The 13288-nt window shown below is 34.0% G+C and carries 8 protein-coding genes; 2 read left to right on the top strand and 6 right to left on the bottom strand.

Features of this window, described 5'->3' with window-relative positions; all coding sequences use genetic code 11:
* Positions 1-69: 69 nt before the first annotated feature.
* On the top strand, positions 70-2694 hold the full coding sequence (locus tag DFR54_RS02900) for a YfhO family protein (RefSeq protein ID WP_282957086.1): 2625 nt from the start codon (positions 70-72) through the stop codon (positions 2692-2694).
* Positions 2695-2735: 41 nt separating this feature from the next.
* On the opposite strand, the gene DFR54_RS02895 is transcribed toward DFR54_RS02900, so the two are convergent.
* The 5 genes from DFR54_RS02895 to DFR54_RS02875 all read right to left on the bottom strand — a co-directional run bounded on the left by DFR54_RS02895 (position 2736) and on the right by DFR54_RS02875 (position 8971).
* Positions 2736-3581, bottom strand: coding sequence for an HAD family hydrolase (locus DFR54_RS02895; protein ID WP_114288845.1), 846 nt, complete (start codon positions 3579-3581; stop codon positions 2736-2738).
* A gap of 140 nt (positions 3582-3721) precedes the next feature.
* Positions 3722-5191 (bottom strand): glycoside hydrolase family 1 protein, encoded by a 1470-nt coding sequence (locus DFR54_RS02890; protein ID WP_114288844.1) that lies wholly within the window; start codon positions 5189-5191, stop codon positions 3722-3724.
* Between the two features lie 45 nt (positions 5192-5236).
* Complete coding sequence (locus tag DFR54_RS02885; protein ID WP_114288843.1) at positions 5237-7105, bottom strand: beta-glucoside-specific PTS transporter subunit IIABC; 1869 nt, start codon at positions 7103-7105, stop codon at positions 5237-5239.
* Positions 7106-7230: 125 nt separating this feature from the next.
* Positions 7231-8070 (bottom strand): PRD domain-containing protein, encoded by an 840-nt coding sequence (locus tag DFR54_RS02880; protein ID WP_114288842.1) that lies wholly within the window; start codon positions 8068-8070, stop codon positions 7231-7233.
* 190 nt (positions 8071-8260) lie between these two features.
* On the bottom strand, positions 8261-8971 hold the full coding sequence (locus tag DFR54_RS02875) for a DUF5105 domain-containing protein (RefSeq protein WP_114288841.1): 711 nt from the start codon (positions 8969-8971) through the stop codon (positions 8261-8263).
* A gap of 114 nt (positions 8972-9085) precedes the next feature.
* On the opposite strand from DFR54_RS02875, the gene DFR54_RS02870 reads away from it, so the two are divergent.
* Positions 9086-9529, top strand: a complete 444-nt coding sequence (locus tag DFR54_RS02870) for a prepilin peptidase (RefSeq protein ID WP_170126905.1) — start codon at positions 9086-9088, stop codon at positions 9527-9529.
* 72 nt (positions 9530-9601) lie between these two features.
* On the opposite strand, the gene rpoC is transcribed toward DFR54_RS02870, so the two are convergent.
* On the bottom strand, positions 9602-13252 hold the full coding sequence (gene rpoC / locus DFR54_RS02865; protein ID WP_114288839.1) for a DNA-directed RNA polymerase subunit beta': 3651 nt from the start codon (positions 13250-13252) through the stop codon (positions 9602-9604).
* Positions 13253-13288: the final 36 nt, after the last annotated feature.

The following is a 13288-nucleotide window of genomic DNA, read 5'->3' as shown; positions in this document are numbered from 1 at the left end:
TCATTTCCTCTGATTTATTTTATGTTAGAATAAAAGAATCAATTTATTTATTACTGGAGGACCATACAATTGAACTTTTCACGATTCAAACAATACTTTAAACAAGAAGGAAAATACGGATTCGCAGCCTTTTCAATCCCTTTTCTCATTATGTTTATTGCCTATCTGAGTATTGGCATTTACTGGGGAAGTGACCGAAGTGTGTTAGCTAGTGATGCCTTCTCTCAATTTTCAAATTTTCACGCTAGTTTTAATAATGTCCTTCACGGAAAACAAAGTATTTTTTATACTTGGAACGCTTCTCTTGGACTTAATTACTGGTCACTAATTTCTTATTACTTAGGTGGTATTTTCACACCTCTTGTCTTTTTATTTAAAAATCAAAATATTCCTGATGCTCTGTATTTATTAACTATGCTAAAAATCGGTTGTGCCGGTTGGGCATTTTGGTATTATGGCAAGGAAACTTACAAAATTTCGCCTTGGTCAGTTGTGACATTAAGTATTTCTTATTCTTTAATGTCCTTTATTACAGCTCACTCAGAGCTAATTATGTGGTTAGATGTTTTTATTTACCTACCGCTAATTATTCTAGGGATTAACCGTGTCTTAGAAAAAGGAAAATCTAAACTATTATTTATTAGTTATTTACTGTTATTTATTTCCAATTTTTATTTTGGATTTATGATTGGTGTTTTCACAGTTGCTTGTTTTTTCATTCGTTTAATAAGTGATTTTAAAGCCAATAAAAAAAGAATTCTTCCCTACTTTCTGACGTCCTTTTTAGCAGGAATTAGTTCTATGGTTATGATTTTACCAGCTGTTTTGGACTTATCTACAAACGGTGAAACCTTAACTGAAATGAGTAAGTTAAAAACAGAAGCTACCGCTTTTTGGGATATAGTTATTAAGAATATGATAGGTGTTTTTGATACAACTAAATATGGTTCTATTCCCTTTATTTATGTCGGAATACTACCTTTGTTATTTTGTATTTATTATTTTGTTTCTAATAAAATTAATCTTAAAGAAAAAATTAGCTATGGTGCACTTTTTTCACTTTTAATTGCTAGCTTTTACTTAGAACCTTTAAATCTATTCTGGCATGGTTTCCATGCACCAAATATGTTTTTATTTAGATTTAGTTTCTTATTCTCCTTTTTAGTGGTGATGTTAGCAGGATATGGTCTTGAAGTATTCTCTAAACAAGACCGTGGTTACTTTGTAGGAATTGCTTTAGTGCTACCAATTATTTTTGTTATCGCTAAATTCACTTCTCCAAAAGATAGCTATGAGTTTGCGACACCTGTTCATGTCTTAATTACGATTTTGTTTATCTTACTCTATTTAACAGCAATAATTTTCTTCCAGTTAAAGAAAATATCTACTAAAAAACTAGCTATTTTACTTTTAGTAATGGCTTCCGGGGAAGCTTTTCTAAATACCTCATACATGATTAATGGTATTTTAGATGATTGGAATTACGCTTCAAGAAGTCTGTATTCTAAACCCTATCCAACCTACAAAAAATTAGTTGATACTGCTGATAAAACAAATAAAGATTCATTTTACCGTCTAGAGTCCCTTGCACCGATTTCATCTAATGATAGTTTTAACTATGGTTATAGTGGTGTGAGTATGTTCTCCTCTATTAGAAATCGTCACTCATCAAGCTTTTTAAATGATTTAGGGTTTAGATCAAGAGGAACAGCTCTCAATATTCGTTACCAAAATAACACCTTATTCATGGACAGCTTATTTGGAATTAAACATAATATTAGCGACCAAGAATTAAACAAGTACGGTTTTACTTCAACCACTAAATCAGGTAAGTACCAACTGTATGAAAATAAGAATGCTCTACCTTTAGGTATTTTAACTGATAGTTCTCTTTATGACATAAAATTCCCTAAAGCTGATAACTTAGGTGCTCAAGAGCTACTAATCAACCAATTAGCTAATTTAGATGAAGATTATTTTACGTTTAAAAAGCCAACTGTTGTTGAATCAAATAACACAGATATTATTCCAAAAGATAATAACCATGTTCTTTATAAAGAACAAAAACCTAATATTGCTAAATCAATTACTTATGATATTTTTGTTCCTGCTGGTAATCAAGCATACTTAAGTCTCTTTCCAGCAAACTTTGGTCAATTAGAAAGTTCAACAGCAACTATACTTTCTCAAGGAACAAGTTATAAATCTCAAATCAATATCACTGGTCAGTATTACAACTTGGGTTACTTTGAAAAGGATACTTCTCTACGTTTTACTTTAGATTTATACGGCACTAAGGAAGTTGAATTAGTCGATCCACCTGTTGTTTTAATGGATACGAATAAATATCAACAAGCTATGACTGAGATAGCGCCTCACGGTGTTGAATTTAAAGTTAATAAACGTAAGGCTAAAATATCAGTTTCATTACTTGAAGATCAAGTAATGATGACAACTATTCCTTATGACAAAGGCTGGACAGTTAAAATTGATGGTAAAAAAGTTAAAACAAAAAATTTTCAAGGTGCCTTTTTAACTTTTGATGTACCAAAAGGTGATCATGAAATCACCTTATCATTCCTACCACCTGGCTTTTTAATCGGTCTTCTTTTATTCGGATTTGGTATTATCACCTACAGTGGTTATTATTACTTCCTTAGCAAAAAAGAAAAGACCATAGATACTGAAAATTAATAAAAGGTTGTGACAGAAATAACTTCCGTCACAACCTCTTTTTATTTTAGCCAATTTTTATTAGTTAGACTAACTTCAATCCCATTTTCATCCGCATCTAGAGTCACTTCACTGGCCACTTGTTTTAAATTATCTGTTCCATTTGCCATAGCGATTTTATAGCCCACTGCTTCAAACATAGATAAATCATTATCCCCGTCACCAAAAGCAATGGCTTGTTCTTTCTCTAAACCTAAGTGTTCTAGAACAAATTCCACTGCATTTTTCTTATTCACACCCTTAACAGCAATCTCACCACTTTCAGGTCCAAATAAATAAACAGTAGAGTGATACATATGGAATAACTCACCGTATTTTTCATCAATTTCTTTAAAGGGTAAGATATTATTAATAAAAGAAATCTTATTCACATTAGCATGATCGACATCTTTTGAATCATACTGACCAGTTAACTCAAAGAACCACTGCATCTTTTCATTGATTTCATCATAAGAAGTGCCATCTCTATCTGTAATAGCACGTACTTCTTCTTGAATTTTTCTCACACAATTTTCACTACCAAATAGACCATCATTAGACTCTAAATAGTACCCAATATCATTAGCTTTAAAAAATTCAATAATCTCTAATACATGATCCTTTGGCATGGTTTTATGGCTAACAACTTCATCATTAACAACAATATAACCACCACCAGCACCAATTACACCGTCAAAACCAACACTTAAGATATCATCTAAAATTTCAGGTTTAGAACGTCCAGTACAAATATAAGCTAAATTCCCCTCTGCTCTAAATTTATTTATCGCCTCACGACTAGAAGCTAATACTTCACCACTACTATTACAAAGTGTTCCATCTACATCAAAAAAAGCTATTGTTTGCATTTAGTTACATCCCTTCATTTTTCAAAGACTCCTATTTATTATAGCTTAAAATAAAAATTAAAGAACTATTGAAATGGTTAAAGGAGTATGACTTATTTTGCCATACTCCCACAGTTCCTTATTTATCTAACTTTACTTAATTAAAGAGTTTCGCCATTTGTTGCGATAACTTCTTTGTACCAGTCAAATGAGTCTTTACGGTAACGAGTTAAAGGACCATTTCCTTCATCATCTTGGTCAACATAGATAAATCCGTAACGTTTAGACATTTGAGATGTTCCACAACTGATTAAATCAATACAGCCCCAAGTTGTGTAACCCATTAAATCAACACCATCTTCAATTGCTTCTTTCATTTGTTCAACGTGTTTTCTAATGTAGTCAATACGGTAATCATCATGAACTTTACCATCATCTGTTAACTCATCTTTTGCACCAAGCCCATTCTCACAAACAAATAACGGTAACTCATAACGGTCATATAATTTCATTAATGAAATACGTAGTCCAATTGGGTCAATTGGCCAATCCCATTGAGATAACTCTAAATGCTCATTTTTAATTGGGCTATCAAATGAACCAGCTAACTTAGATGCGTCTTCACGAGCCTCAGTTACGTGTGACATGTAATAACTAATTGCTACGTAGTCTACTTTTCCTTCTTTAAGAATCTCTGCGTCTCCTGCTTCCATGACAACATGGATGTCATTGTCAGCAAAATAGCGAGCCATGTAACTTGGGTACTCTCCACGCGCTTGAACATCAGGATAGAACATGTTTAATTGATTTGATTTTAAGGCTTGTAATTGATCTTCTGGTTTTGTTGTTAGAGCATAAGACTCAATTTGGTTAATCATACAACCAATCTTAGCTTCTGGCATAATTTCACGTGCTGCTTTAACAGCTAAGGCACTAGCTAAAAATTGGTGATGACTTGCTTGATAAGTCACTTCTAATTTTTTATCAGGGTCGATTAAATCTTCTAAAATACCAGCACCTGTATAAAGGCTATTTAAGTTCATGTTCATTTCGTTAAACGTAATCCAGTATTTTACTTTTGATTTGTAACGATTAAATAAAACACGTGCATATTTTTCAAATAAAGGAATTAATTCACGACTTGCCCAACCATTGTATTTTTCAGTTAAAGCAATTGGCATTTCATAGTGAGACATTGTTACTAATGGTTCGATACCATATTTAGCACATTCATCAAACACTTTATCGTAAAATGCTAACCCTTCTTCATTTGGCTCACTTTCTAAACCAGTTGGGAAAATTCTTACCCATGAAATTGATAAACGGAATGTTTTGAATCCCATCTCTGCAAATAAAGCGATATCCTCTTTGTAACGATGATAAAAATCAATTCCCCAACGTTTAGGGAATAAATAATTGGCTTCATTTTCTTTGTATTCGGCTAATTCTTTTGATGTGACGTTAAAAGTAAAGTTATCAACTTTTCCTGTTGCATAAGGATCTTTGTAAGCTGCATAGTCTGATGTTGACATCCCCTTGCCACCTTCGTTATATGCGCCTTCAATTTGGTTAGCAGCAGTTGCCCCACCCCATAAAAATCCTTTTGGAAAACCTGTTTGTAATTCTTTCATTGATAATTCCTCCTATAATTTTAGTTAATTTATTTTTTAACTCTATTAGTTAACAACAATTAATATTTCTTCCTGACTAGCAGTCATTTTTTCATCCGGCTTAACAGAAGAAACCACATCTAAATAAATAGGTGTATTAGTTACAATCACCGGTGAAAATAAATCTAATCCTTTTGATTTAATTAACTCTAGATCAAAATTTAAAAGTGGTGTACCTACCTCAATACTGTCACCCTCGTTGACCAATCTTTCAAATCCTTCACCATTTAAACTAACTGTATCAAGCCCAATATGAATCAAGATTTCAGTACCAGTTTCTGATGTTACGCCAATGGCATGATTAGTTGGTGTTGTCATAGTCACAACACCTTTAAAAGGAGCAACTACTTGACCAGTTTCTGGAATTACACCAATCCCTTTACCAACAATTCCTGATGAGAATGTTTCATCTGAACAATCTTTTAAGTTCTTAACCACACCAGTCATAGGCGCTAAAATTTTACTAACTTCATCTTTTTCAATGATTGTTTTTACTTCTTCTGTTACTTCAGTTTCTTTATCACCTATATCAAATTTCAATAAAAATGTTGCGATAAAGGCCACTGCAAAACTTGATAGCACACCTACAATAGCAAAGAGGAAGTTATTTGATCCTTTTTCAATATAAGTTGGAATCGCTAAAATACCTGGTACTGCAAAACTAAATGACTTAACGGCAAAGGTTCCAAAAATCGCACCACCTACTGCGCCACCAATCATACTTGCGTAAAACGGTTTTTTCAGTTTCATTGTTACCCCGTAAATGGCAGGTTCAGTAATACCAAAAATAGCTGGAATAACTGCTGAGAAAGCTACTTGTTTCATTTTTTTGTCTTTTGTTTTAAAGAAAACTGCTAAAGTTGCTCCAGCTTGAGAAAGATTTGCTACTAAATTCATTGGTAACAGCATAATATCGTAACCAAACTTGTCCAAACTTGCAAAAGTTCCTGGGAAAAAGGCATAATGCATACCTGTAATAACAATTAGTGGCATTAAGCCGCCCATTAGTGCACCTGCAAAAGGTCCTGCAAAGTTAAACAACATCGTAAAGAATTGTTCTAAATAGATACCTAACATGTTCCCAAGAGGTGCGATAAAAGCCAACATAATTGGTGCTGTTACTAGCAAACTAATCAGTGGCACAAAGATAATTGTTAGTGCATCTGGTACAATTTTTTTAGCATACCTTTCAACATAACTTAATAAAAAGACAGCTAAAATAATTGGAATAACTGATGAAGCATAGCTATTCATCGGAATTGAAATCCCAATAAACTTAAGGCTTGTGATTTCACCAGCTGCCGCATTAGCCATGAATGTTGGATACATTAAAACTCCAGCTAAAGCTACTGCAATCGAAGTATTAGTTTTAAATTTATTAGCTGCCGAGAATGCCACCAAGAATGGTAAAAAGTGGAATGTCGCATCAGCAATCGCATTTAAAACAATATAAGTAGAACTATCACCAGATAAAACATTAAAGAAAACTAAAATGGCCATAATTCCTTTAAGTAGGCCACTACCAGTAATAGCTGCTAAAATCGGAGTAAAAATACCTGAAATAATATCAAATATATAATCTAATCCTTTGGCATTATTTCCTGAACCTGTTTCACTGCTACTTAATTTCCCATCTGTTAAATCACTAATTTCTTGATAAACTTTAACAACGGCACTACCAATAATCACTTGGAATTGTCCACTTTGAAACTGTGCCCCCATCACTCCATCTAAAGCTTTAATTTCATCTAATTTGACTTTATCTTTATCTTTTACATTAAAACGTAAGCGGGTAATACAGTGCCAACTTTGATTAATATTGCTTGTACCACCAATTTTTTCAATAATTTTTTCTGCTAACTCTCGATGACTCATTTTGATTCACTCCTAATTTTTATTTGAGTAAAGAAAAAACCTAAACAAATTTCCTAAAAAAGCTCACAAAAAGCTCTTTTAAAAATTTGTTTAGGTTAATGCCAAAATAGTTACACACCTATTAGTTATTTAGTTTCGGATACAACTCTTTCAATATGAATGATTAAATAAATCATCTCATCATCACTCACATCTAAATTATATTCTCTTTTTAACATCTCTCTGATCATCAAACCACAGGCATAACTTTTTGGATACTGATCTTGAATAATTTGATATAAATTATCGTTAGCATTTGATGTCATTTCCTCTTTATGAATTTGACGATTCATAAAGTAACGAATATGAGTCACAAATCTTGAGTAATTCATACTTTCCTTATTCAGTGATACTTCAAATAGGGCTTGAATGGTTTTAACAATACTCTTTGTAATTTCCGTAATTAACATGGTTTCATCCATTGACTCTAAGCCATCTTGCGCATTAACAAAATGTAGAGCAATAAAAGCAGCTTCCATTTCAGGTAAATCGACACCTAATTTTTCAGAAATAATAGCTAATGCTTTTTTCCCAATTTTAGATTCTTTTACGTATAGAAAAGGAATCTCCCATTGGAGGGAACTATCTCCAAACTCGATACCATCTTTCTGACGATTAATAGCACTTTGAATATGATCTGCTAGCGATATTAATAGACTAGTATTTAATTTTTTCCCTAAATACGTTTCACCAGCATCGACAATAAATTCAGTTACTGAAAGAACATCTGGCGAAATACTCTCCATCAGTTCAGAGATGTTTTGGTAATCTTTCCCATGAAAGATTTTAGTAATTAATAACTCTTCGATTGGATCCCCAGGTTTCTTTTTAAAGCCTATCCCTTTTCCAAACAAAACATACTCTTCTTGTTTTTCATCATGAGCCAGTACTAAGTTGTTATTTAGCGATTTTACTGTAGAATACACATCATCACTCCCCGTTTGAAACAAAAAAACACCAAACTAAAGCAGTTCCATCGACTACTAAAGACTTGGTGGTGCCTGATCGTATCAGTTACACTCCGCGTGTTTTATGTACCTAGATATTAGCATGTGCAGAAAGCGTTGTCAAGCAAACAAAAAAACAATTGTAAGTTTTTATCCTTACAATTGTTTTTTATAACGAATTTGAAGCATTTTTAATCGCTCTTTCTAACATCTGATTCATGTCTTTTTCATATTGAACTTTATCATTTGTCCCTGATATAAAAGAAAACAGCAGCTCTTCTAACTCGTTATCTTGATTTTTAGATAATTCCCACTTTTTCTTATTTTTCTCAAAAACTAAAGAGACTTCAACTGATTTTTCCACAGGTTTGGCACTTTCTAAACTCTGATCAAAAGCTTGAAGCAACCCCTTTTTACCACTTTCATCAGAATACTCTGGATTTTTCATCAGTTCTTTAAAAATACTTTCTAAGGTTTTTTCCACTAAATCAGAATAATCTAAACCATGTATCGTATAGGCAACTTGAATTCTATTTTTATCTATTTTTTCTGTCTTAACTTTGTAATGACTATGTTCTCTCACACTCTTCATCAAACCTGTTGATAACTGATTCTTCTCCTCAGGTGAAAAATTAGTCGCAACAGAATCAAACACATTAGAAAAAGTATCCTCAAAAGTGCTTGTCATCAGTAATAACTGCTTACTTAATAACTCTCCATCCACAAAATTTTCTTTAAATTCAGCTTCTTTTTTCTGAAAAATAAAATGCTCCACAAAAAGAGAGCCTACCTCATCTGCTTCCATATTCTTTTTAAAACAGCCTGTTAAAGTTATTACTAACAAAACAGCACTAACGATGATATATATTTTTTTCTTCATTTTAAAATCCCCTCAAATAAATTCAAATACACTATATCACAAAATAGTGAAAAAAAGATGATTATTTATAGAAAAACCTCCCTTTTACTAATTTTATATAAAAGGAGGTGTATGATGTTTCATTTTTTAGTCTTACCAAGAGATTCTTATTTACTTTTGCTGTGGTTAATGAGCCTTTTACTCAGTATAACTGACTTACTTTATCTAACCGTCGAACCAAAAATTTTATACCCATTTTCTTTATTCGCATTTTTAAGCTATCAACAGACTTTTCCTTTTTCTGTTAATAAGTTGTTACTTCCTATGAGTCTAATTCTCTTTTTCTTTTGTTTAACTTATTTTTATCCACAAACTATTGGTGGTGGAGATATCAAGTTGTTAATAATTTACGCTTATTTTATTTCTTTTGAACAACTACTTTATCTTTTACTACTAGCATCAGCTACAGGAATCATCTTTTTATTACTTATTAACAGTATTTATGCACAACCTTTAAAAAAACTTCCATTTGTTCCTTTTTTAACTTTTTCTTTAATCATAACAAGTTTATTTTTTTAATAAAAAAGGCCTGAAACATAAGTATCATTACTTACATTTCAGGTCTTTAATTTAACTAGTAATTAAACTAGTTTAGTCTTTTGCTTTTAATGCGTCAGCTGCTGCCATTTGTGCTTCAATGTCACTGATACTATAAACATTTTCACTAGCAACGCCCACTTCTTTTGGTTCCATGTTACGGTATTTTGGCATACCAGTACCGGCAGGAATAATCTTACCGATAATAACATTTTCTTTAAGTCCAAGTAAGTGGTCTTTCTTACCACGAATCGCTGCATCAGTTAACACACGAGTTGTTTCCTGGAATGAAGCTGCAGATAAGAAACTATTTGTTTCAAGAGAGGCTTTCGTAATACCTAGTAACACTGGGCGACCTGTCGCAGGTGTTCCACCGGCTACTAATGTATTGTAGTTACGCTCTTTGAATTCACTAATATCAAGTAAAGTACCTGGTAAGATATCTGAATCACCTGGATCCATCACACGGACTTTACGTAACATTTGACGAACCATAACTTCGATATGTTTATCTCCGATTTCTACCCCTTGCATACGGTAAACTTTTTGTACCTCTTTAAGTAAGTAGTTTTCAACAGTTAACACATCTGTAATTGTTAATAATTGTTTTGGCTCAATAGAACCTTCTGTTAACGGAGTACCACGTTCGATAATGTCACCTTCAGCAACTTTCATACGTGATGTATAAGGGACGCTGTAAGTTCTTGTATCTGTAGTTCCTTTAACGATAACTTCTTTCGTACGATCAGCTGCATCTTCAGAAATTTCAATAACTTCTCCAGCAACTTCAGAAACAACAGCAACCCCTTTAGGATTACGTGCTTCAAAGATCTCTTGGATACGAGGTAAACCTTGAGTGATATCATCACCAGCAACCCCACCCGTATGGAAGGTACGCATTGTTAACTGAGTACCAGGCTCACCGATAGATTGAGCGGCAATTGTACCAACTGCTTCCCCAACTTCTACTTCAGAACCTGTAGCTAAGTTACGTCCGTAACAGTGTTTACATACACCGTGTTTTGTATTACATGTGTATACTGAGCGGATTGAAATTTCTTCGATTCCAGCGTCAGTAATTTCTTTAACAATATCTTCAGTAATAATTTCATTGGCACCAATGATTTTAGCACCTGTTTCAGGGTTAATTACAGACTTACGTGTGTAACGACCTAACATACGCTCTTCAAGAGTTTCAATGATTTCATTACCTTCTCTGATTGCTTTAATATCTAAACCACGATCAGTTCCACAATCTGTTTCACGAATGATAACATCTTGGGCAACGTCTACTAAACGACGAGTTAAGTAACCTGAATCGGCAGTTTTAAGGGCCGTATCCGTCATACCTTTACGAGCACCGTGAGTTGAGATAAACATTTCTAAGACTGTTAATCCTTCACGGAAGTTAGATACAATCGGTAACTCCATGATACGTCCATTAGGTGCGGCCATAAGTCCACGCATACCAGCAAGCTGAGTAAAGTTGGAAATGTTACCACGGGCACCAGAGTCAGACATCATAAAGATTGGGTTACGGTCATCTAAACTTTCCATCAGTTTAATTTGGATAGCATCTTTTGTTGCATTCCAAATACCAATAACGCGCTCATAACGCTCGTCATCAGTGATTAAACCACGACGGAATTGTTTAGTAACAGCATCTACTTGTTTATGAGCTTCTTCAATCATGCCTTGTTTTTCATGTAAGACAACGATATCCGCAATCCCTACTGTCATACCAGCGTAAGTAGAATGTTTGTAACCTAAGTCTTTCATTCTATCTAACATTTTTGATGTTTCAGTAATCTTGAAGCGTTTGAAGACCTCAGCAATGATGTTACCTAAGTTTTTCTTCTTGAATGGTCCGATTTTTTCTTGCTCAGCAATGTGGGCAGGAATATCAGTTCCAGCTTCTACAAAATACTTATCAGGAGTTTGAACTGTTAAGTTGTAGTCAGTTGGCTCATTTAAGTAAGGGAATTCTGGTGGCATAATTTCATTAAAGATAACTTTACCAGCAGTTGTAATTAAGATACGATCACGTTGCCATTCAGTAAATGGTTTTTCAGGCATTGAGCTTGTTTGTAAACCAATACGAGAATGTAAATGTACGTAACCATTTCTCCATGCTAAGACAACTTCGTCTAAGTTTCTAAATACCATACCTTCACCGATTTGTCCTGGCTCTTCCATTGTTAAATAGTAGTTACCAAGAACCATATCTTGAGATGGTGTAACAACAGGTTTACCATCTTTAGGGTTAAGGATATTTTGTGCAGCTAACATTAAAAGACGTGCTTCTGCTTGTGCTTCTTCGCTTAAAGGAACGTGAACCGCCATTTGGTCCCCATCAAAGTCGGCATTATAAGCCTCACATACTAATGGGTGAAGACGAATTGCGCGACCTTCAACTAAAACAGGCTCGAAAGCTTGGATACCAAGTCTATGTAATGTAGGTGCTCGGTTAAGTAATACTGGATGTTCTTTAATAACATCTTCTAATACGTCCCAAACAGCATCTTCTTGACGCTCAATTTGGCGCTTAGCATTTTTAATGTTACTTGCAATTTCACGTTTAACTAATTCATGCATCACAAATGGTTTGAATAATTCAATAGCCATTTCTTTTGGTAAACCACATTGGTACATTTTTAGGAATGGCCCAACAACGATTACCGAACGACCTGAATAGTCAACACGTTTTCCAAGTAAGTTTTGACGGAAACGTCCTTGTTTACCTTTAAGCATATGAGATAGAGATTTAAGTGGGCGGTTACCTGGTCCAGTAACTGGACGACCACGACGACCATTATCAATCAAAGCATCTACAGCTTCTTGTAACATACGTTTCTCATTTTGAACGATGATACCAGGTGCATTAAGGTCTAATAAACGTTTTAGACGGTTATTACGGTTAATAACACGACGGTATAAGTCATTTAAATCACTTGTTGCAAAACGTCCACCCTCTAATTGAACCATTGGACGTAAATCTGGAGGAATAATTGGCACAACGTCCATTACCATCCAGTTAGGTTCATTTCCAGAAGTTCTAAATGCTTCTAAAATATCTAGACGACGGATTGCACGAGTTCTTTTTTGACCTTGTGCTGTTTTTAATTCTTCTTTTAATTCAACAACTTCTTTTTCAGCATCAACATTTTCCAGTAGGCGTTTGATTGCTTCAGCACCCATTCCAGCTTGGAAACCTTGTCCATATTGTTGACGTTTTTCGCGGTATTCGCGCTCTGTTAATAATTGTTTCACTTCTAAAGAAGTATCTCCTGCATCTGTTACTACATATGATGCAAAGTAGATGATTTCTTCCAAGGCACGAGGACTCATATCAAGTACAAGACCCATACGACTTGGAATTCCTTTGAAGTACCAAATGTGTGTTACTGGTGCTGCTAACTCAATATGAGCCATACGTTCACGACGAACTTTAGAACGTGTCACCTCAACTCCACAACGGTCACAAACGATTCCCTTATAACGAATACGTTTATATTTTCCACAAGCACATTCCCAGTCCTTAGTAGGACCGAAAATGCGTTCACAGAAAAGACCATCACGTTCTGGTTTTAAAGTACGGTAATTAATTGTTTCAGGTTTTTTTACTTCACCGTATGACCAGCTTCTTATTTTTTCAGAAGAAGCTAAGCCGATTTGCATGCTTTCGAATTTATTTACATCGATCAAAAGATGTCCCTCCGTTTCTTTATCTATCAGAAATAA

This window comes from Vagococcus fluvialis, assembly GCF_003337315.1.
Classification (GTDB): Bacteria; Bacillota; Bacilli; order Lactobacillales; family Vagococcaceae; genus Vagococcus; species Vagococcus fluvialis.
Note: the sequence above shows the minus strand (reverse complement) of the source record. Positions and strands in the feature narration are given on the sequence as shown.